The organism is Microbacterium flavescens (assembly GCF_018588945.1).
Lineage (GTDB): Bacteria > Actinomycetota > Actinomycetes > Actinomycetales > Microbacteriaceae > Microbacterium > Microbacterium flavescens.
Window position 1 is genome coordinate 1 of the sequence record NZ_JAFIWA010000005.1, and the last position, 21,420, is coordinate 21,420.

General features: G+C 69.9%; 19 protein-coding genes and 1 pseudogene. 11 read left to right on the forward strand and 9 right to left on the reverse strand.

The window, feature by feature from the left end:
• Positions 1 to 148 precede the first annotated feature (148 nt).
• The 3 genes and pseudogenes from JX005_RS10640 to JX005_RS10650 form a co-directional block, all read right to left on the reverse strand.
• Complete coding sequence (locus tag JX005_RS10640) at positions 149 to 367, reverse strand: hypothetical protein (protein WP_214467475.1); 219 nt, start codon at positions 365 to 367, stop codon at positions 149 to 151.
• 48 nt (positions 368 to 415) lie between these two features.
• Entirely contained in the window at positions 416 to 922 is a 507-nt protein-coding gene (locus JX005_RS10645) for a gluconokinase (RefSeq protein ID WP_214467476.1), read from the reverse strand.
• 130 nt (positions 923 to 1,052) lie between these two features.
• Positions 1,053 to 1,580, reverse strand: a pseudogene (locus JX005_RS10650) (substrate-binding domain-containing protein); the annotation flags it as partial.
• Between the two features lie 182 nt (positions 1,581 to 1,762).
• Here JX005_RS10650 and JX005_RS10655 point away from each other — a divergent pair.
• The 8 genes from JX005_RS10655 (at position 1,763) to helR (ending at position 10,639) form a co-directional block, all read left to right on the forward strand.
• On the forward strand, positions 1,763 to 2,134 hold the full coding sequence (locus JX005_RS10655) for a PadR family transcriptional regulator (RefSeq protein ID WP_214467477.1): 372 nt from the start codon (positions 1,763 to 1,765) through the stop codon (positions 2,132 to 2,134).
• Entirely contained in the window at positions 2,131 to 3,510 is a 1,380-nt protein-coding gene (locus tag JX005_RS10660; RefSeq protein WP_214467478.1) for a permease prefix domain 1-containing protein, read from the forward strand. The genes JX005_RS10655 and JX005_RS10660 overlap by 4 nt, the downstream gene beginning before the upstream one ends.
• Before the next feature lie 29 nt (positions 3,511 to 3,539).
• A complete protein-coding gene (locus JX005_RS10665) occupies positions 3,540 to 5,132 on the forward strand; it encodes a radical SAM protein (protein WP_246533865.1) in 1,593 nt (530 codons plus the stop codon).
• Positions 5,129 to 5,446: a hypothetical protein gene (locus JX005_RS10670; protein ID WP_214467479.1), complete on the forward strand. Its 318-nt coding sequence runs from the start codon at positions 5,129 to 5,131 to the stop codon at positions 5,444 to 5,446. Before JX005_RS10665 ends, JX005_RS10670 begins: the two co-directional genes overlap by 4 nt.
• Before the next feature lie 4 nt (positions 5,447 to 5,450).
• The gene (locus tag JX005_RS10675; protein ID WP_214467480.1) at positions 5,451 to 6,257 is read left to right on the forward strand and encodes a prolipoprotein diacylglyceryl transferase; all 807 of its coding nucleotides are present in this window, start codon (positions 5,451 to 5,453) and stop codon (positions 6,255 to 6,257) included.
• A complete protein-coding gene (locus JX005_RS10680; protein WP_214467481.1) occupies positions 6,241 to 6,798 on the forward strand; it encodes a hypothetical protein in 558 nt (185 codons plus the stop codon). Before JX005_RS10675 ends, JX005_RS10680 begins: the two co-directional genes overlap by 17 nt.
• 176 nt (positions 6,799 to 6,974) lie before the next feature.
• Positions 6,975 to 8,369, forward strand: coding sequence for a glutamate decarboxylase (gene gad / locus JX005_RS10685; RefSeq protein WP_214467482.1), 1,395 nt, complete (start codon positions 6,975 to 6,977; stop codon positions 8,367 to 8,369).
• A gap of 122 nt (positions 8,370 to 8,491) precedes the next feature.
• Positions 8,492 to 10,639, forward strand: a complete 2,148-nt coding sequence (gene helR / locus JX005_RS10690; protein WP_214467483.1) for an RNA polymerase recycling motor ATPase HelR — start codon at positions 8,492 to 8,494, stop codon at positions 10,637 to 10,639.
• Positions 10,640 to 10,658: 19 nt separating this feature from the next.
• On the opposite strand, the gene JX005_RS10695 is transcribed toward helR, so the two are convergent.
• Complete coding sequence (locus JX005_RS10695) at positions 10,659 to 11,459, reverse strand: DUF1206 domain-containing protein (RefSeq protein WP_214467484.1); 801 nt, start codon at positions 11,457 to 11,459, stop codon at positions 10,659 to 10,661.
• On the reverse strand, positions 11,456 to 13,048 hold the full coding sequence (locus JX005_RS16385) for a glycosyltransferase (RefSeq protein ID WP_214467485.1): 1,593 nt from the start codon (positions 13,046 to 13,048) through the stop codon (positions 11,456 to 11,458). Before JX005_RS16385 ends, JX005_RS10695 begins: the two co-directional genes overlap by 4 nt.
• Before the next feature lie 324 nt (positions 13,049 to 13,372).
• Here JX005_RS16385 and JX005_RS10705 point away from each other — a divergent pair, with 324 nt between their 5' ends.
• Entirely contained in the window at positions 13,373 to 14,080 is a 708-nt protein-coding gene (locus tag JX005_RS10705) for a hypothetical protein (protein ID WP_214467486.1), read from the forward strand.
• Between the two features lie 4 nt (positions 14,081 to 14,084).
• On the forward strand, positions 14,085 to 14,897 hold the full coding sequence (locus JX005_RS10710; RefSeq protein WP_307858562.1) for an alpha/beta fold hydrolase: 813 nt from the start codon (positions 14,085 to 14,087) through the stop codon (positions 14,895 to 14,897).
• Here the strand turns inward: JX005_RS10710 and JX005_RS10715 are convergent.
• Entirely contained in the window at positions 14,872 to 15,441 is a 570-nt protein-coding gene (locus tag JX005_RS10715) for an NADPH-dependent FMN reductase (protein ID WP_214467487.1), read from the reverse strand. The two genes, JX005_RS10710 and JX005_RS10715, sit on opposite strands and share 26 nt — an antisense overlap.
• A 162-nt stretch (positions 15,442 to 15,603) precedes the next feature.
• Here JX005_RS10715 and dinB point away from each other — a divergent pair, with 162 nt between their 5' ends.
• On the forward strand, positions 15,604 to 16,800 hold the full coding sequence (gene dinB / locus JX005_RS10720) for a DNA polymerase IV (protein WP_214467488.1): 1,197 nt from the start codon (positions 15,604 to 15,606) through the stop codon (positions 16,798 to 16,800).
• Between the two features lie 68 nt (positions 16,801 to 16,868).
• Here the strand turns inward: dinB and JX005_RS10725 are convergent, their stop codons facing one another.
• The 3 genes from JX005_RS10725 to JX005_RS10735 all read right to left on the reverse strand — a co-directional run bounded on the left by JX005_RS10725 (position 16,869) and on the right by JX005_RS10735 (position 21,388).
• Complete coding sequence (locus JX005_RS10725) at positions 16,869 to 17,597, reverse strand: alpha/beta fold hydrolase (RefSeq protein WP_214467489.1); 729 nt, start codon at positions 17,595 to 17,597, stop codon at positions 16,869 to 16,871.
• Between the two features lie 118 nt (positions 17,598 to 17,715).
• Entirely contained in the window at positions 17,716 to 18,381 is a 666-nt protein-coding gene (locus JX005_RS10730; RefSeq protein ID WP_214467490.1) for a GntR family transcriptional regulator, read from the reverse strand.
• Positions 18,382 to 18,490: 109 nt separating this feature from the next.
• Complete coding sequence (locus JX005_RS10735) at positions 18,491 to 21,388, reverse strand: family 43 glycosylhydrolase (RefSeq protein WP_214467491.1); 2,898 nt, start codon at positions 21,386 to 21,388, stop codon at positions 18,491 to 18,493.
• Positions 21,389 to 21,420 lie beyond the last annotated feature (32 nt).

Here is a 21,420-nt window from a genome sequence, read left to right on the forward strand (position 1 = left end):
GCCGCCCCACCCCACCGCCCCACCCCACCGCGAGACGGCATCGGTGCACCGAAACCGCCGCCACTAGTCCCAGTCTCGGTGCACGGATGCCGTCTCGGCGAGAGTTCCGTGCGAGGGGGGCGAACCGGCCGTGACCCGCAGCCGGAGGTCAGAGCGCGGCGATGCGCGTCTTCAGCTGGTCGAGCGTGTCTGCGGGCAGCTGGTTGCCCGCCATCTGCAGCACCGTGGCCGCGGGCATGTTCTTCGCGAAGCCGATCATCGGGTGATCCGGAAGCTCCGGAACGAGCTCGACGATGATGCCGCGGGCCTCGGGATCGTTCAGGAGCTGACCGAGCGTCGTCGTCTCGAGGTCGTACTTGCCGGGCATGTGATCTCCTCGCGCCGTCCGGCACCTCCACCGGGTCGCTTCAGGATGTCAGACTCCGGTTCTCGCCGCCCAGTGCTTGCGCACGGCCGCCACGATGTGCTCCACCGACTGGTCCACCGACACCACCACGCCCTGCTCGTCGGGTTCGAGGGGCTCGAGCGTCTCGAGCTGGGACCGCAGCAGCGCCGGCGGCATGAAGTGGTCGGGCCGGGCGCCGATGCGCGCGGAGAGCAGCTCCGGCGAGCCGTCGAGCTGGACGAAGAAGAGCTCGCCGGCCGTCGCGCGCAGGGCGTCGCGATACCGGCGTCGCAGCGCCGAGCACGCCACCACCGGGAGTCTGCCGCGCGCGGCCTGGGCGACGATGGCCTCGCCGACGACCCGGAGCCACGGCATCCGATCCTCGTCCGTCAGCGGGATCCCGGCGACCATCTTGGTGACGTTCGCCGGCGGGTGGAAATCGTCGGCATCGAGGTAGATGCCGTCGAGCGCACCGGCCACGGCCGCCGCGACGGTCGACTTCCCCGATCCTGAGACCCCCATCACGACCAGCGGCATGGGACTCCTTCAGACGGGTGGAGACGGATGCCTCGTCCCCGCGTCCAGGCTACCCAAACGCCGCTCGCGCGGACGGCCGAGCGCCCGGCCCGCGGGGTGCGGACCGGGCGCTCGGAGGCGACGCTCCGGATCAGAAGTCGAAGTCGCCGATGTTCTCTGCGTCGAAGACGAACGGGTCGCCGAGCAGGACGCCGGCGTCAGGGCCGACCTCGAACTCGCCGAGCTTGCCGGCTTCGAACGTGTCGCCTTCCTCGCCGGTGATCTCACCGGTGATCAGGGCCTGAGCGGCGAACGCGGCGAGGTAGCCCAGGTCGGCCGGGTTCCACAGCGCGAAGGCGGTGACGGTGCCGTCCTCGACGTACTCGCGCATCTGGTTCGGCGTGCCGAGGCCGGTCAGCGCGACCTTGCCCTTGTACTCCGAGGTCGACAGGTAGCGGGCAGCTGCGGCGACACCGACGGTGGTGGGCGAGATGATGCCCTTCAGCTCCGGGTACGTCTGCAGCAGGGCCGCGGTCTTGTCGAACGAGGTCTGGTCGTCGTCGTCGCCGTAGACGACCTCGACGAGCTCGATGTCGGGGTGGCTGGCGGCCAGCTCCTCCTCCATCATCTCGATCCACGCGTTCTGGTTCGTGGCGTTGGCGGATGCCGAGAGGATCGACCTGCAACTGCTCAACCGCGCCGAAGTGCGGCATCCGCTCAACCGCGCCGAAGTGCCGCATCCGCTCGCCCGGAGGCGCCCATCGGCGCGGTTGAACCGGCGCTTCGTGCCATCTCCGGTCGCATCGTGTTACCTTGTAGCTCTATGTACCTTGCACCTCTAGGTATCGAAGAGAAGAGCTCATGAAGATCGGCAAGGACCTCGTCGCCGCCGCAGCGACGCCCATGGTGCTCGGCATCCTCGCCGAGGGCGAGTCGTACGGCTACGCGATCCTCCAGCGCGTGAGCGAGCTGTCCGACGGCGAGCTGGAATGGAGCGACGGGATGCTGTATCCGCTGCTGCACCGTCTGGAGCGGCTCGGCCACATCGAGGCCAGCTGGAGCGCGTCGCCGACCGGCCGCCCGCGCAAGCACTACCGCCTCAGCGCCACCGGAGCGGCGGTCTTCGCCGAGCAGCGCCGCCAGTGGAGCGTCGTCAGCACCGCGCTGCAGAAGGTGTGGGCCGACCGCGACGGCGGCCGCAGCCCGTTCGCTCTCGGGGGTGCCCCCGCATGACCGCCGACCTCGATCCGCAGCTCGAGCAGCAGATCGCCGCCTGGCGCGAGTACGTGGGCCGCCGGCAGGCGATCGACGGCCGCGACGTCGACGAGCTCGAGGACCACCTCCGCGGCCAGATCGACCGGCTCGAGGCATCCGGTCTCGCGCCCGACGAGGCCTTCCTCGTCGCCGTAAAGCGCATGGGCGGCCTCGATGACCTCTCGCGCGAGTTCGCTCGTGAGCACTCCGACCGGCTGTGGAAGCAGCTGGTCATGGCCGAACCCGGCTCAGCACCGCGCTCGCGCGCCCTGCCCCTCGCGATCGCGCTGGCATTCGGAGCCGCGATCGCGGTGAAGATTCCCGCTCTCTTCGGCATCGACTTCGAGTCGGACGGCGACTTCTACGCCCGCAACATCGCGGTGCTCGTGCTGCCGTTCCTCGCCGCGTACTTCCTGATCCGGCACCGCTCCTCGGCGATGACCGTCGTCGCCGTCGCCGCGCCGTTCGCCGTCGCCGCCCTGGTGCTCAACATCTATCCCTTCGGGACGGATGCCGCGACCCTCACGCTCGCCGCGATCCATGCGGTGGTGGCGCTGTGGATCGTCACCGGCATCGCCTACGCGAACGGCGACGTTCGCTCGAGCCGTGCGCGCATGGACTTCGTGCGATTCACCGGCGAGTGGTTCGTCTACTTCGTGCTCATCGCGCTGGGCGGCGCTGTGCTCATCGGCCTCACGATGGGCGTGTTCGGCGCGATCGGCCTGGATGCCGCCGACGTCGTCGAGAACTGGCTGCTCCCCTGCGGGATCGCGGGCGCGGTGGTCGTCGCCGGCTGGCTCGTGGAGGCCAAGCAGAGCGTCATCGAGAACATCGCTCCCGTGCTCACCAAGCTGTTCACGCCCCTGTTCACGGTGCTGCTCCTCGCGTTCTTCGTCGCCGGCCTCGTGCAGGGCAGCCTGGTCGATCCCGACGACGGGCTGGTGATGTTCGGCCAGCGCGACATGCTGATCATCTTCGACGTCGTCCTCGTCGTCGTGCTCGCCCTGCTGCTGTACGCCCTCTCGGCCCGGGACCCGCTGGTCGAGGCATCCTGGTTCGATCGTCTTCAGCTCGTCATGGTGGTCGCCGCCATCCTGGTCGACCTGCTGGTGCTGATCGCCATGGTCAGCCGCATCGCGGAGTACGGCGCGAGCCCGAACAAGCTGGCCTCGCTGGGGCTCAACCTGATCCTGCTCGCGAACCTCGCGGGGGCAGCGTGGCTGCAGCTGCGGTTCGTCATCGGGCGGACTCGGTTCGCGCGCCTCGAGCGCTGGCAGACCGGGTTCATCCCGGTGTACCTGGCGTGGTCGGCAGTCATCCTGGTCGTGTTCCCGCCTGTCTTCGGCTACCGCTGACGCCGTGCTCCCGGCACTATGTTGGGCGCATGAGCCAGAGCCCCGGTGCCGGCATGCCGCTGCGCGACTATCGCATCCATCGGTACGTCAACGCGTTCTGCCCCGCATGCCACGAAGAGCATCCTGATCGCGAGCTGTCGCAGGTGGCCCGGCTGTCGGGGTGGCTGGCGGTACGCGACGGGCGGGTCTGGCTGGAGCGCGGATGCCCCGAGCACGGCCTCGTGCGCACGCTGTACGACGAGTCGGCCGAGATCCTCTCCTACCTCGAGCAGTGGACGGCGCCGACGAAGGTGCATGGCCCCGACACCCTCGGCAACTTCAAGCCGGTGCCCTCCGCGTATGAGGACGGGCTGCCGCAGATGCAGACCCAGCACACGTGCATCCTCCTCGAGGATCTGACGGACCACTGCAACCTGCGCTGCCCGACGTGCTTCGCCGAATCGAGCCCGGCGGCCTCGGCGATCGCCCCCCTGGCGGAGGTGCTCGCCTCAGTGGACGCGCGTCTCGCCCGTGAGAACGACCGCATCGACGTGCTGATGCTGTCGGGCGGCGAGCCGACCCTCTACCCCTGGCTCGAGCAGCTCCTCGACCACCTGGTGACGCGCCCGATCGTGCGGATCCTCATCAACTCGAACGGTCTGCGGATCGCGCAGGACGATGCGTTCGTCGAGGTGCTCAAGAAGCACCGCGAGCGCGTCGAGATCTACCTGCAGTACGACGGCGAGAGCGCCGAGGCATCCGCATTCCACCGCGGGGCCGACATCCGCCGCTTCAAGGAGCGCGCGATCGCCCGGCTCTCGGAGGCCGGTGTCTTCACGACACTCACCATGACCGCGACGCTCGGGGTGAACGACGGCGAGATCGGCGCCGTCATCCGCCGCGCGATGGCGACGCCGTACGTGGGCGGAGTGACGATCCAGCCCGTCTTCGGCTCGGGCCGCTCGTCGGGCATCGACCCGAACGATCGGCTGACGCACACGGGCGTCCTCACCCGGCTCGGGCCGCAGACCGACGGCGAGGTGACCTGGCGCGACCTCACCGCGCTGCCGTGCAGCCATCCGCACTGCTGCTCGGTGGGGTATCTCCTGCGCGACGACTCCGGCGACTGGAAGTCGCTGACCGCCCTGATCGGCCACGAGCGCCTCAAGGAGTTCCTCGACCTCGAGCCCGATCTCCTCGCCAACCGCATCGCCGACAGCTCGATCAACCAGGCGCTCAAGGACGCGGTCAAGGGATCGCTGCTCGACCTCCTGAGCGAGCAGTCCTCGCTCTCGCACCCGTCCATGACCACGATCTGGCGCGACATCTGCCAGAACTGCGATCTGGGCATCGGCACGCTCACGGCGCTCGCGACCTCGGCGCTGCCGGGTCAGCACAAGCGGCTGCGCGCGATGCTCGGCGACCGGGTGCTGCGCATCACCGTGAAGCCCTTCATGGACATCAACACCATGATCGAGGAGCGCCTCACGCAGTGCTGCGTGCACGTCGCGACGGTCAACGAGACGACCGACGCCCATCAGTGCGCGCCGTTCTGCGCCGTGCAGGCGTGGGCGCCCCTGTCCCGGCGCCGCCTGTCCACCGCCACCGGCGGCCGCCGCGAGATCCCGGTGACCGTCTCATGACCGCGTTCGACGCCGGTGGGCTCAATCAGTACGACGAGTCGGTCGGCGACCCGGCTCCCCCGTTCGACCCGCTGCGACTGTGCGTGTTCACGACGGTCGCCGTCATCGCGTGCCTGCTCGGGCCGATCGCCGTGCTCGCGTTCGCCCTGGTCGCGATCGCCGGCTACGCTGCCGCCCGGCGGGCGGGGCTGCTGCGATCGAGGTGCAAGCTCGGCGACACCCGTCTCGTGCTCATCTACCTCTCGGCGATCGCCGTGCTCTCGGCCGTCGCGGTGCCCTTCTGGGTGATGCTCTGGGCCGGGATCTGGACCTGAGGCGATGTTCCCGACGCTGAAGGATCTGTTCGGCTGGGGCCTGCCGATCGACACGCACTCCGCGTTCGTCGCACTGGCGCTCGGCCTGGCCGGCGTCGTGTTCCTCGTCGAGTCGCGCCGGCGCGGTGTGACGGATCCTCGCATCCCCTACCTGGTCCTCGGCGCGCTCGCCGGCGCCGCCGTGTTCTCGCGGCTCGGCACGTGGGCGCAGCACCTCGATCCGTCGAAGAACCTCTCCCTCTTCGAGCAGCTCGCGTTCGGCCACGCGTCGATGCTCAGCGCCCTAGTCGGCGCCTGGCTCGGGGTGCACGTCGCCAAGCGGATCGTGAAGTACGGGCCGCGCACGGGCGACCTGTTCGCCCCCGCCGTCGCGCTCGCCCTGGCGGTCGGTCGCTTCGGATGCCTCTTCACCGAGATCCCCGGAACGCCCACGGGCTCCGACTGGGGCATCGTGCTGGATGCGGATGCCGCGGCCTACACCGGCGCGCCCGCGGGGGTGCCCCTCCACCCGAGCTTCGTCTACGAGATCGTCTTCCACCTCGTCGCTTTCGCGGCGCTGTGGTTCTGGCTGCGCCACCGCCCCATCGCGGCCGGGGAGCTGCTCACCCTGTACGTCGCCGCCTACGGGGTGTTCCGCTTCTCGGTCGAGTTCGTCCGCGGCAACGAGGTGGCCTGGATGGGGCTGACGCGACCGCAGCTCTTCCTCATCGTCACGATCCCGCTTCTCCTGGCCCGCATCGCGTACCAGGCAGCACGCGGCCGACTGGTGGTACCTGCAGAGAGGATGGCAACGCATGGACAGACCGCCTGACCTCCCCGACGACGGCGCGACACCGGACGAGGGACCGACGCCAGCCGAGGAACCGACGCCAGCCGAGGAGCCGACGCCAGCCGAGGAGCCGACGCCAGCCGAGGAGCCGACGCCAGCCGAGGAGCCGACGGCCGGCGACCCGCTGCACGGCGACGTTCCCCCGCCGGACGCCGACCCGCCGGCCGTCTACGCGCCGCCGCCCGGCTACGCGCCGCCCCCCGGCTACGCTCCGCCCCCGGCGTTCACGCCGTCGGCCGAGCCCGCACCGCAGCCCGACAAGCGGCCGAGCGTCGGCGTCGGGATCGGAACCGGATGCGGTCTGCAGATCCTCGCCCTGGTGCTGTTCTTCCTGACCACGGGAATCGTCACCTCGATCTGGGGCCTGCTGTGGCCGTTCATCCTGGTGCCGGTCCTCGCCGGCCTGCTCATGTTCTCGCAGCGCTGGCGGCGCTTCGCGACGGGCGTGCTCATCGTCTCGGCGGCGACCTGGCTCATCGTCATCGGGCCCTGCCTCGGCCTCCTGGGCGGCCTCTGGGTCTGACCCGGCGCGCGGTCACCCGGTCCGGGTGACCTTTGCCGACGCCTTCTGCGCGCCGTTGACAGTGGCTGCGGCATCCGGAATTCTTGCCCCGTACTCGTCGACGACCCTCCTGGTCCACCGGTCCCGACGGCATCCGGAACCGCCCCACGGCGTGCGACGCACGGAGGAGCAGGCACATGCTGCACAGGAAAGACGACGTCAGAGACGAGCTGCTCGACGAGGTGTTCGCCTCGAACGACCTGTCGGTCTCACTGCCGAAGTACCGGATGCCGCAGAACGAGCACCTCGCGCGGCACGCTTATCAGGTCGTGATCGACGAGCTCATGCTCGACGGGAATTCGCGTCAGAATCTCGCGACCTTCTGCCAGACGTGGCTCGAGCCCGAGGTGCGCTCGATCATGGCCGAGACGCTCGACAAGAACATGATCGACAAGGACGAGTACCCGCAGACGGCCGAGCTCGAGGCGCGCTGCGTGCACATCCTCGCCGATCTGTGGAACTCCCCCGAGGCGCAGAACACCCTCGGCACGTCCACGACGGGCTCCAGCGAGGCGGCGATGCTCGGCGGTATGGCGCTGCTGTGGAAGTGGCGGGCGCGACAGAGGGAGGCCGGCAAGCCCACCGACAAGCCGAACCTCATCACGGGCCCGGTGCAGGTGTGCTGGCACAAGTTCGCCCGCTATTGGGACGTCGAGCTGCGCGAGATCCCGATGGAGGGTGAGCGCTTCATCATGAACGCCGATGAGGTGATCAAGCGGGTCGACGAGAACACGATCGGCGTGGTCCCCACCCTCGGCGTGACGTTCACGGGACAGTACGAGCCGGTCCACGCGGTGAGCAACGCACTGGACAAGCTGCAGGAGGACACCGGCCTCGACATCCCGATCCACGTCGACGGCGCGAGCGGCGGCTTCATCGCGCCGTTCACGGTTCCCGAGCTGGTGTGGGACTTCCGCCTTCCTCGCGTGAAGTCGATCAACACCTCAGGACACAAGTTCGGGCTGGCTCCGCTCGGGGTCGGCTGGGTGGTGTGGCGGGATGCCGCCGACCTGCCCGAGGACCTGGTCTTCAACGTGAACTACCTGGGCGGCAACATGCCCACGTTCGCGCTCAACTTCTCCCGGCCCGGCGGGCAGATCGTCGCGCAGTACTACAACTTCGTCCGGCTCGGGCACGAGGGATATCGCAAGGTCCACATGTCGTGCCACGACACGGCGATGTACCTCGCCGAGGAGATCTCGAAGTTCGGACACTTCGAGATCATCAACGACGGCAGCGCGTCGGCAGGCATCCCGGCGGTCTCGTGGAAGCTGACCGACGGGGTGGAGCATCCGTTCAACTTGTTCGACCTGGCCGACCGGCTGCGCACGCGGGGCTGGCAGGTGCCGGCCTACACGATGCCGAAGGACCGCCAGGACCTCCCGGTGCAGCGCATCCTCGTGCGGCAGGGATTCGACCGCGATGCCGCGTCACTGCTGATGAGCGACTACCGGGCGGCGATCGAGCACTTCGACAGGCATCCGATCGTCAGCTCGATGACGGAGGAGGAAGCGGGCACTTTCCACCACTGAACGCATTTCCAGGATACCGACCGAGGGGGGCCTTGCCGCAAGGCCCCCCTCGGGGCGCATACTGGTCGGCCGTGATCCTCCGAGCGGAGCGGAGATCGCGAGCGAGAGTTGGAGCGCCCCACGTGAATCCCCTGGCCACAAGTGTTTTCCACCTGCCCGGACGGCTGTCGGCCAAGGCCGGCCCCGAGCTGATCAGCGCGGACGAGCGGCACTTCGCCGCCATCGCCCGCACCCTCGCGGACTCGATCCGCGATCTGTCCGCACGCCGTGATGCGGTGCGACGCGAAGCGGGAGGCAGCGGACAGCACGCGCTCGACCGCGATCTCGAGATCCACCGGCTGACGGCGCGGCTGACCGCGCTCGGTCGCTTCGGTCTCGACATCTGCCTCGGACGGATGGTGGGGACGGATGCCTCGGCCCCCGTGTATATCGGACGCCTGGGGCTCACCGACGACGAAGGCCGCCAGCTGCTCGTCGATTGGCGCTCACCCGCGGCCGAGCCGTTCTTCGGCGCCACCCATGCGAATCCGATGGGACTCGCCAGCCGTAGGCGGTACCGGTGGAGCGGCGGTCGGATCACGGACTACTGGGATGAGGTCTTCACGGCGGAAGGGCTCGAGGGCCCCGTCGCCCTCGATGACCAGTCTGCGTTCATCGCCAGCCTCGGTGGCAGCCGAGAGGGCCGGATGCGCGACGTGCTCGCCACGATCCAGGCCGACCAGGACGCCGTCATCCGCGCCGACTCGCGCGGTGCGCTCGTCGTCGACGGCGGGCCCGGCACCGGCAAGACGGTCGTCGCCCTGCACCGCGCGGCGTACCTGCTCTACGCCGATCCCCGCGTGAGCCGCGCCCGCGGCGGAGTCCTCGTCGTGGGTCCGCACCAGCCCTACCTCGCGTACGTGGCCGACGTGCTTCCGGGGCTGGGCGAAGAGGGCGTTCTGACGTGCACGCTGCGTGATCTCGTGCCGGAGGGGGCCGAGGCATCCGTCGAATCCGACCCGCGCGTCGCGGCCCTCAAGGCGACCGGCAGACTCGTCTCGGCTGTCGAGCCCGCCGTGCGCCACTACGAGCAGCCGCCGTCGCGCGGCATGAACGTCGGCACGCCCTGGGCCGACGTGCGGCTCGAACCCGAGGACTGGGCGGACGCCTTCGCCGCCGCAGACCCCGCGACGCCGCACAACGAGGCGCGCGAGCAGGTGCTCGAAGAGCTGCTCACCATCGTCGTCGACCAGCACCCCGAGGACGCGCCTCCCCACCTGGTGCGCCGGGCGCTGGTGCAGGACGAAGGACTGATGACAGCCTTCAGCCGGGCGTGGCCGCTCCTCGACCCGGTGAACGTGGTCGCGGATCTGTGGTCGGCGCCCGCGTATCTGCGTCACTGCGCTCCCTGGCTCGCCCCGGACGACGTGGCGCTGCTTCAGCGCGACGACGGGCATGTGTGGACCGTCTCGGATCTTCCTCTCCTCGACGCGGCGCGCCAGCGGATCGGCGACCCGCACGCGGTCCGGCGCAGGCGTCGGCGCGACGCGGCCCTCGCTGCCGCGCGCGAGCTGCGCGATCGGGTGATCGACGATCTGATCGCGTCGGACGACTCCGAGATGGGCGTCATGTCGATGCTGCGCGGCCAGGACTTCCAGAACACCCTGGTGGACGAATCGGGCCTTCCCGACGCCGACCCCGATCAGCTGGCGGGGCCGTTCGCGCACATCGTGATCGACGAGGCGCAGGAGCTGACCGACGCGGAATGGCGGATGCTCCTGCTGCGCTGCCCCTCGCGGAGCTTCACGATCGTCGGCGACCGCGCTCAGGCGCGCCACGGCTTCACCGAGACGTGGGAGGAACGGCTGACGCGGATCGGGATGAGCAGGGTCGAGCTGGCCTCGCTCACCGTCAACTACCGCACGCCGGAGGAGATCATGGCCGAAGCCGAGCCGGTGATCCGCGCAGCCCTGCCCGACGCGAACGTGCCCACCTCGATCAGGCGCACCGGCGACGCGGTGCGGCGCGGCGCGCGCAGCGAGCGCGACGCCATCCTCGAGGAGTGGCTCGCGGCCCACGCGGAGGGGGTGGCGTGCGTGATCGGCGACCCGGCGTTCGCACCGACCGACCGTGTGCAGTCGCTGTCGCCCGAACTGGCGAAGGGCCTCGAGTTCGATCTCGTCGTGCTGGTGGACCCCGGATCGTTCGGGGGCGGCATCGAGGGAGCCGTCGACCGCTATGTCGCGATGACCCGCGCGACGCAGCAGCTGGTGATCCTCGAGGGTCGCTGAGCCGGCCCCGCGGGCTGATTCACATCCGGGCGTACCGGGCCCGGGCGAAGCAGAAGAGGCCGTAGACGATGAGCCCGATGCCGACCACCCAGAGGATGACAGCGCCGAACGGCAGCTGGGCGAGCGTGTGGATGGCCGCATCCATTCCCCCGGCCGCCTCCGCGTCGTGCGTGAGGGCGGCCACGACGAAGAGCAGACCGGTCACGCCGACGGCGACGCCCTTGGCGATGTAGCCGACCACACCGAAGGTCACGATGCCCTTGCGCGCCGCCCCGCTCGGCACGTCGAGGTTCTTCTCGAACGCGCGGGTGACGCCGCGCACGACGAAGGCGGCGCCGATGGCGAACACGACCAGCCCGACGAGCACGAGCAGCACCACTCCACCGGGTGTCGACAGCAGGCGTGCACTCAGCGATTGCGACGACTGGGAGGAGTCGGAACTGCCCCCGAAGGCGTAGACGACGGCGGTGAACGCGATCGCCAGGTACGCCACGGCGGTTCCCACGAACTTGAGGCGGTGTCCCCACTTCTTCTTGCCGTCGGGGTCGGACTCGACGACGGCCTCGGCGATCTGCCACACCGCGAGCGCGGTAAGCCCGAGGGCGATGGCCCAGAGGAGGGCCACGCCGGCCGGCGAGCTGCGGATCTGCTCCATCGCGCCGCCCTGGTCCGCCTCACCGCCGCCGCCGGTCGCCACCGAGATGGAGATCCCCCCGATGACGAGGTGGACGATGCCGAGGACGACGTAGCCGATGCGCGCGGCGACACGGAAGAAGGTCGAGTCCTGCGCGACATGGGCGGCGGATTTGGCGGTGCTCACCGGGGAAGCGTATCGGCGCCGGGAGTCGCGAAGGGGGGCTTGACGCCGAGGCGCCTCGCGTGGTCGGGCGACGCATCGCCTGCCCGGTGAAGCCGGGCCAGGACGCGGATGACGGGAGCTCCTGCCGAGCGCACCTGCGGCCAGCGCGCCAGCGCCGCCCGCACGGCGGGTCGACGGCGAAGGGTCCGCCGCACCAGTGCCAGCTCGAAGGCCTCCGCCCACTGCGCGCAGACGGCCTGGTCGGTGAACGCCCGCGCCGCGCGGACGGCCCTCGCCCGCATCCGCTGACGATCCCGCTCGGGAAGGTCGGCTACGCGGCAGACGGCGTCCGCGAGCGCGGTGACGTCGCCCGCCGTCACGAGGCAGCCGTTGCGGCCGTCGCGGATGATGTCGGCCGGGCCGTAGTCGATGTCGTAGGCGATGGGGATGCAGCCCGCCGCCATCGCCTCGACGAGGGCCAGCGGGAAGCCTTCGGAGTGCGCCGTGAACAGCGCGAACGACGCGGACGAGAGCGTGTCGCGGGCACCCGGCTCGTAGCCGTGGAATCGGATGCCGGCATCCCCCGCCGCCCGCCGCTCGAGCGCATCGCGACTCTCGCCGTCGCCGTAGACGTCGAGAGTGAGGGGCGATCGGCGCCCTTCGTTCGCGCGCTGGATTGCGTCGATCGCATGCGAGACGCGCTTGCGCCTGGTGAGCGACGCGACCACGACTCCCCGCGTCGGCGAGCGCGGATCGGTGGGCGGAGCGGTGCCGCACTGCGCTCGGGGGTTCGAGACCACGGCGACGCGCGGCATCCGGTCGACGTCGTGGCGGAGATCGCGGGCCTGCGAGCGACTCAGCACGGCGACCACGTCGAATCGGTGCGCCGAGGCGAGGGCGGCCCGGCGCGAAGCCCGCAGGTCACCGGCCGCATCACGGTGCGAGCCGTGGATCAGGTGCGCGGTGACCACGTGCGGCCGCCGATACGTCTGCATGAACGGAGCCATCGTCTTGCTGTCCACGATCATGTAGCTGCGGGCGCCGCCGGTCAGCGCGTCCAGCCACTCCGCGTACAGGGCCCACGCGCTGCGCCACGCCCGCACCGGGCGTCCGCTCCGGTCATGGAGCACCAGCCGGCGCGCACCGCGCGTCCCGCGCACGTCGCGGCGGTCGGTAAGCAGGAGCGTCCCGTCGGCGCGGAAGTGGTCGGTGTGCAGCATCCCGCCGTCCGTGTCGCGGACCACCCGCGAGAGGACGCGACCGTCCCGACGGCGCTCGGAGCCGGGCACCCCGGAGGGAAGGGGCGGGTCGTCCGTCAGTGGCGCGGCCGAGGCGTCCGACTCGGGCAGTTCATGGTCGCGCAGCCAGTCGTAGAGATTGAGGACACGGATGCCGTCGGCCAGCGAGCCGGCGGCGCGCAGACGCCGCTCGAGCTCCGGATAGTCGGGCCGCGCATCGAAGGTGAGGACGTCGACCGGGGTGCCCGCGACCTCGCGGAACGCACGCGATCGGCGGAGGATCGCCTCGGTCATGCCGCCGAAGTCGTCGGGGATCGACCACGTGACGGCGAAGTGCCGACCGTTCGGCAGGCGTGCAGTACGGGCTCTCACGCGGTCCAGTGTGACCTCGCCGCGCGGGGGCGGAGCCCGGGTTGACGAACCCGCGGTCTTCGGTTAACCGTCTGGATTTGAGACTTGAGACTCCGAGTCCCTAGAGTGGCGGAGGTGCCGGATCTGGGGTTCTGCACCACGCTTCGCCGAAGGCCTGCGCAGCCCTGCGGAGCGGGCCGGTGCCGGGTTGTGGGGACCCGGCACCGCTACCGGCGCGCCGATGATCGCACACCTCTCGAACCGGACGGGCACGCGGGCGATAATCAGACCGTGCCGCAATCAGAACCACGGTCGCGGAAGCCAGCCGGTGAGACTCGCACGCTCATGCTGCAGGTCGCCGTCGAACGAGTGAAGTCCGAGGGACTTCTGCTCGACTACGCCAACATCGAGCTCGAGAACCTCATCCGCGCCGCAGGGGTGCCCCGTTCCACGGTGTTCCGTATCTGGCCCGACCGGATGGCGTTCATCGCCGATCTCGTGCGCGCTCTGTTCGAGGCCGATCCGGGTTTCGAGGCGGGTTTCGACGGCGAGACGCTCGAGATGCTCCAGCACGCGACCTCGTCCCCTGCGGGCGCGGGGCACTCCGCCGAAGAGAAGCAGGTCGCCCTGCGCGCCGCCGTGCGGGTCGCGGTCGCGCACAACATCGTGGCCGTTGAGAACTCGATGGCGTGGCGCGCCTACAAGACGATGTCGGCGGCGCTCGCGAGCGGCGACGCCGTGCCGGGCGGCGATGAGATCCGGACGCTGCTCGGGGAGATCGAAGACCGCTATGTCGACCGCATGTCCGTGCTCTACGAGAAGCTGAACGCGGCAGTCGGCATCCGGATGCGCGCCGGCGTCACCGAGCGCGACCTCGCGCTCGCGATCATGTCCGTGATCGACGGCATGGCCGATCACCGTCGCATCAACCCGCCGCTGGTCGACCGGCCGCGGGTGGTCGCGATGGGTCCGGAGGGCGCGACCGAGTGGCACCTCGCGGGTCTGGCGGTGTACGGCGTGTACGCCGCCTTCACTGAGACGCGCGAGGGCTAGATCCGTGCGTGCACCCGGATGCAGACGTGTGGACGTCGGCCCGCTCGCCTTCAGCGTCGTCATGTCGTCCGACGCGCCCGCGGCAGCGGCGGCACCGGACCCCCCGGCCATCGTGCTCGTCCACGGGATCGGGGTGTCGCACCGCTACCTCAGGCGCCTCCACGAGGTGCTCGCCGAGACACGGGAGGTCGTGTCCGTTGACCTGCCCGGCTTCGGCGGGCTGCCGAAGCCGCCCGGCGACCTGGACGTCCCGGCGATGGCCACGGCCCTCGCGACCGTCATCGAGTCGCTGGGGCGCGGACCGGTCGCGCTGGTGGGCCACTCGATGGGCACCCAGTGGGTCGTCGAGGTCGGTCTGCAGCGCCCCGATCTGGTCACCGACGTGGTCATCATGGGCCCCGTGACCGACTCGGCGCACCGGTCGGTCGTGGCGCAGACGGCGGCGCTCGCCGTCGACACGCTCGGTGAGACGCCCCGGATCAACGCCATCGTCTTCTCCGACTACCTCCGGTGCGGTCCGCGCTGGTACCTGGCGCAGCTGCGCCACATGCTGACCTATCCGATCGAGGAGCGCGTCGCGCAGCTGAAGGTGCCCCTCGTCATCATCCGCGGCGCACGCGACCCGATCGCCGGTCTGGAGTGGTGCCGCCACCTCCGGGATCGGGCGGCACGGGCGACGGTCGTGCAGATCCCCGGCGGGCACCACGTCGTGCAGGAGTCGAGACCTCGGGCCGCGGCATCCGCGATTCTCAGTCTTGTCACGCCGACGTCGGACCTGACGCCCTCGTCCGTCACTGCTGGCGCGGAAGAACCGTGAGCACGCGCTGGATGTGGTCGCGGAACTCCACCATGTAGCCGCGGAGGAAGTCCTCGGTTTCGGCCTTGTGCACCGTGCCGTCGTCGCCGAACACGTCGGGTGAGAACTGGATGTACGCCTCCGGAGCGGTCATCTGGCGCGCGTTGCAGAAGCTGAGGACACCGCGCAGGCTCTGCTGGGCGACAGCGGTTCCGATCGATCCCACCGAGGCACCGATGACGGCGGCCGGGATGTGATCGAACGAGTTCTGCCCCCACGGCCGGGAGGCCCAGTCGATCGCGTTCTTCAGCGCTCCGGGAATCGAGCGGTTGTACTCGGGAGTGACGAAGAGGACGGCGTCCGATGCCTCGATCGCTCGCTTGAGCGCCAGCGCCTCGGGCGGATAGTCCTCGTCGTAGTCCTGGCTGTACAGGGGCAGGTCGCGGATGGGGATCTCGGTGAACTCCAGGTCCTCGGGCGCGAGGGCGATGAGAGCCTTCGCGAGAGTCCTGTTGATCGATGTCGAGGAGAGGCTCCCGACGAAGTATCCGACCTTGTACGACATATCCAGCCCTCGATTCGCTCTGTTGCCTGGTCTCGCCAGCCTCCGCCCCGCCCGCCGCGCAGGCCACCCCCTTGCGGTTATGCGCACGGGCAGTCCTGCTCACTGCGATGTCTCCGGTGCGTGGGACGATCCGCACGACGGGCGATCGGGCGGGAGGGCGAGATGCGGGGCGAAGCGACCGTGCTGCACGCCGATCTCGACGCCTTCTACGCCTCGGTCGAACAGCGGGATGCGCCCGCGCTCCGGGGCCGCCCGGTCATCGTCGGCGGCGGTGTCGTGCTGGCGGCGAGCTACGAGGCGAAGGCCCGGGGAGTGCGGACCGCGATGGGCGGCAGGCAGGCGCGGGAGCTGTGTCCGGATGCCGTGATCGTGCCGCCGCGGATGGAGGCGTACTCCACAGCCAGCCGTGACGTCTTCGCGATCTTCCGCGACACCACTCCGCTCGTCGAGGGTCTGTCCATCGACGAGGCGTTCCTCGAGGTCGGGGGCCTCCGACGCATCGCGGGCACGCCCGAGCAGATCGCCGTGCGATTGAGGCAGCGCGTCCGCTCCGAGGTCGGGCTCGCGATCTCGGTCGGGGTCGCCCGCACCAAGTTCCTCGCCAAGGTCGCCAGCGCGGTCAGCAAGCCCGACGGGCTGCTCGTGGTCGAGCCCGACCGCGAGCAGGAGTTCCTGCTCCCGCTCCCCGTCGAACGGCTCTGGGGTGTCGGCGCGGTGACGGCCGGCAAGCTTCATCGGCTCGGCATCCACACCGTCGGCGAGCTGGCCGAGCTCGAAGCCGCGACGGCGGAGAGGCTGCTGGGCAGGGCGACGGGAGCGCACCTTCACGCGCTGGCGCGCCTGCGCGATCCGCGCCCGGTCGACACCACGCGACGTCGCGGATCCATCGGGTCTCAGCGCGCGCTGGGCAGTCGCCCGCGCACGGCGGACGAGATCGACCTGATCCTCACCCAGATCGTCGATCGGCTCGCCGGCCGCCTGCGTGATCGCGACCGCGTGTGCCGGACCGTCGTGCTGCGACTGCGCTACGGCGACTTCACGAAGGCGACCCGCTCGCAGACCGTCCGCTTCGCGACCGACCGCACGGCGGTGCTGCTCACCGTCGCCCGGCGGCTGCTCGCCGCCGCCGAGCCGCAGATCACCGAGCGTGGCCTCACCCTGATCGGCGTGTCCCTCTCACAGCTCGGGCGTGCCGACAGCATCCAGCCGGAGCTTCCCATCGACTGGGACGACGGCGCGCGTCTCGACACCGTGCTCGACGCCGTGCGGGATCGCTTCGGCGCGACGTCGGTTGCGCGTGCCGCGCAGCTGGGGCGCGACCCGGGCTGGTCGACGCCGCTGCTGCCGGAGCACGAGTGAGGGCGGGAGCGCCTGGCGACCGCGGGTGGTGCCGTCGCGTGACGACACCGCCCGCGACCGCCGCCGGCTCACGACCGCGGGCTCAGAACGGAGTCGGCGGCCCGCTCGATCGTCTCGGCGACGATGTCGGACTGGGTCAGGAACACCGCGTGGCTCGCGCGCACCTCCGTGACGGTGGCGCCGATCCGCTCGGCCATGTGGCGCAGCATCGCCCCGTCGAAGGCGCGGTCCTCGGTGGGGATGACGGCCCAGCTGGGCGTCGTCCGCCACGCGGCGTGCTCCAGCTTCTCGCCGAAGGCCGCCATGTTGATCGGAATCTGGCTGTCGCGGAGGAACGCGGCATCCGCCTCACTCGCGTCGTGCGCGAAACCGGTCATGAAGCGGTCGTGGTCGAGGAAGCCGAAGCCGTCCTCCCCCACGTTGATGACGAAGTCGGGCGTCGCCGCGAAGCCCTCGTACTGCTGCGAGGTCGTCTCGCCGACGTCGGGCGCGATCGCTGAGACATAGACCAGCCCGGCGACGTTGGGGTGATCCCCCGCCTCGGTGATGACGGTGCCGCCCCACGAGTGGGCCACGAGGATGGTCGGCCCCTCCTGGAGGTCGAGCACCCGGCGGGTGGCGGCGACGTCGTCGGCGAGCGAGGTCAGCGGATTCTGGACGATCGTGACCCGGTGACCGCGAGCGGTGAGGCGGTCGTACACGGCCCGCCATCCGGACCCGTCTGCGAACGCGCCGTGCACGAGCACGACGTTGGGGAGGGAGCCGGGCGTGTGTGTGGTGGTGTCTGCGACAGACATTTCTGCGCCTTTCGTAATCGAGGTGGGCGGCCGAGGCCGTCGGTTGTGGGATGCAACACCGGCAGTACGCAATATATTGCATGCGTCGAAAGACCACCAGGCCTGTCCCCTCCTGCGCCTAGCTCGACGACTGACCCGGCACGGCCACGGGGAGGCTGTGCCACGTCTCGAATGCCAGCCGGGCGGCGCCCTCCGCGTCGCCGGCGGCGCACATGTCGATCAGCGCCTCGTGGCGCTCGCGCGAGGCGAACCGGTCGACCGACACGAATCGCAGGAACTCCGCCCGGCGGACCACGGGCTCGAACTGCTGGAGCACCGTCGCGATCGAGGAGTTGCCGGATGCCTGCACCACGGCTCCGTGGAAGTCGTCGTCGGCCTCGATCGCGCCGGCCGGGTCGCCCGACTCGACCGCCGCGGCGAACCTGCTGTTGGCTCGGCGCATGCGCTCGAGGACCGACGCCGGAAGGGAGGGCACTGCGAGGCGCGCGGCGAGCCCGTGCATCGCTGCGACGATGTCCCGCGCGTGGCGCACGTCATCCTCCTCCATCTCGGCGACCACGGTGGAGCGTCCCGGACGGGCGACGATCAGGCCGCTGGCGGCGAGGCGCAGCAGCGCCTCCCGCACGGGGGTGCGGCTCACGCCGAGCCACTCCGCGAGCTCGCCGTCGCGGAGAACCTCACCGGGCGCGAAGGTCCCGTCGACGATGGCGTCGCGCAGGCGCGCGTAGACGTCGTCGCGAAGCAGCGAGCGCCCGACCTTGGGTGATGATCGCGGAATGGGCATGCGATGTATTGCACACAGGATTCTCGGCTGCGTCAAGCCGCACGCTCCCGGGCCGCCGACTCGAACCGAGAAGAGGTGGCCCGATCCCTCGACGGGCCACCCCCTCAGGTCAGCCGCAGCTGCGCGCGGCGTACTCCGCCTGGACGGGGAACGTCACGGTCTCGCCGTCGACCGTCGCCGATGCCTCGACGTCGATCTCCCCGACGGGCACCGAGGCCTGCCGCGTGCTGAAGAGCTGCGACACCGTCCTGCCCGGCGCGAGGGGCGCGAGCGCCTTCGTGCCGAACGCCGAGGACAGCGACAGCGAGACCGGCACGTCCTCGCCGTTGGTGGCCTGCGCGGTGAGCACCACCTTGCCGGAGACGCAGCGCGTCACGGCGAGCACCGTGACATCGAGTTCGGGCTGCGCCTCCTTCACGACGCCGAGCCGGGCCAGCTGAAGGCTCAGCGCACGCTCGGGCGCGTCGATCTGGTTCTGCGTGCCGAGCGCGGCTGCGGACGCAGCCTCCGCGTCCGCGAGCAGGTCTTCCAGCTCGGCCCACTCGTCCGCCGGGTAGTCGCCCTCGTCCAGCGCATGGGCGTACGAGATCGCAGCATCCAACCCGCTCCTGTCCAGCGGGAGATTCTGCGACGTCAGCGTGTCACTCAGCAGGTAGTGGTCGAAGTCGACGTGTCCGCCGGCCTGCTGCGTGGCGTAGTTGAAGAGGCCGACGCGGTGACCCATGAAGTGCGTCAGGCTCCCGTCGAGCGTCTGCGGGCCCACCCGGTTGCCCAGCTGGTTCCACGTGACGCCGTCGAGACTGTAGGAGAACGTCGTCCACAGCTGGCCGACGGGGTTCGCGAAATCGAGGTCCGCCTTGAGGTGCACCTCGGTCGCCGACCCGAGCGCCGCGGTCGTCCCCGGCAGGAACGACTCGATCGTCGTCTGATCGATGCTCGTCGCGAACGGCTGCGTCCTGTTGACGACGCCGACCGTGTTCACCCCGCCCACGCGCTTGACCGCCACATAGGAGAAGCCGCGGTTGTAGGCAGCGAGTCCTGCCACGTCGCCGTTGTTCATGCCCGAGATGTCGAGCTTGGTCTCGGCCGACTGCCGGGGACCGAACGTGCGCTGCGACAGCGTGTTGCGCGCCTCCTCGAGGTACGTCGCCTCGTCGTCGTTCGCGAGCTTCAGGTGCTTCATGGCGCCGGTGAGGACCTTGCCCGTGGTAAGTCGCAGCCAGCCGTCGCGGTCGGTGAGCGACCAGTAGCGGTTGTCGGGAGCGTGGTTCCACTGCCACGGCAGCGCGAGCCGCGAGCCGTTGGGTGCGACCTCGTCGGGATGCGGCATCTCGACGGAGACCGGGCGCCCCTTGAGCGACACGTCATCGACCTTGAAGTCCATCAGGTGCGTGTCCGGCGCCGTCGACGGCGTGCTGGTCCACGGCGTCTCGATGAAGATGCGCATCGACGACAGGCTCTGCGAGGCGGGAACCGTGAAGCTGCCGGTGATCGTCGCCCACTGTCCTCGCGTCGCCGTTACCGACGCGAGGTTCGTGAACGTGCTGCTGCCGTACCGCGCGGTCGCGAAGAACTGCTTTGTCGCGGGACTGTTCGGGTTCTCGTACTTGATCTTTGCGGAGATGTCGTAGGTGACGTTGTGCTGCACCTTGCCCGAGACATCCTGCGCCGGACCCGATCCTGTGGTCGTGCGCCCGGTGACCTGCACGGAGCTCGCACCGGACGCGGCATCCGCCGACGAAGAGAGGGTCGCTGTGTCGTTCACGATCCAGCCGGCCGTGCCGTCTTCGAATCCCGGGTTGGTGAAGAGCTCCACACCCACAAGCGACTCGTCGATGTCCGGCGCCGCCGGGAGCTCCCAGTCCTCGTCCATGTACGCGCGGTGAGGTGCGTCGTTGTCGAAGTCGTCCGACACGACGATGCTCTTCTGCCGCTCGTAGAGCTCCTCTTCAGGCGAGAGCTCGATCGGCTTGGCGAACGGACCGTTGACGGGAACGGAGCCGTTGTTGCCGAACGTGGGCCAGCCGTCGGACCACGTGGCCGGGATCAGGGCCGGGATGCGACCGATCGGGAACGTGTCGCGGAAGAACATCCCCGACCAGTCGGTGGTTCCGTCCTCGCCGGCGATGGGGACGAGGCTGCCCTGGGCGAATCCGTTCGAGTTGAGCACGCCCTTCGCCTCGTAGGGGTTGCTGCCGTCCGCCGTGGCATAGCGCCCGAGGAGTTCATCCGACCGGAAGAGTGCGACCTGCCGGCCCTGGCCCGACGGCCACGTGATGATCACGATGTAGTACTTGCCGTCGATGTACTGCACCTGAGCGCCCTCGAAGAGGCCGCCGATGAACGAGGCGCCCGGGTAGTCCGAGGTCCGCAGGATCTGCGGGTACTCCGCCACCACGGTCTTCATGTCGCTGCTCAGCTTGACCGCACTCGTCGACCCGGAGCCGTAGAAGATGTACGGCGTTCCGTCCACGTCGAAGAAGAGAGAGGGGTCGTGATAGGCCCGGCCGAGCGCGATCCGCTCCCACGAGCCGTTGTCGATGTCCTCGGTGACGTAGAGGTACGAGCCGCCGAGGTTGTTGGTGTTGAACGCGACGTACCACTTGCCGTCGTGGTAGCGGATGGACGACGCCCACTGCCCCTGCCCGTAGGACGACTGACCGTTGCGAAGCGAGAACGAGTCGCTGATGTCGGCGCGATCGAAGACGTAGTTGACGATCTCCCAGTTGACGAGATCGTAGGACTTCATGATCGGCGCACCGGGACTGAGGTGCATCGTGGTGCTGATCATGTAATAGATGTCACGGCCCTCGTCGTTCTCGGCCGCGGGGATCCGCTCGACCGACACGTCGGGCACGTCTGCGTTGAAGAGCGGGACCGTGTACGTGCCGTCGCCCTTGTCGGTGGAGGTGTATCCGGAGTCCGGGTTCCACGGCTCGGCCGCGTTCGCGGGAAGTGCCGCCGGGGCGAGCAGCAGCCCGGCGGCGATGGCCGCAGCGCCGGTCATCGCGATCGATCGCAGCGGACGTCGCAGCGCGG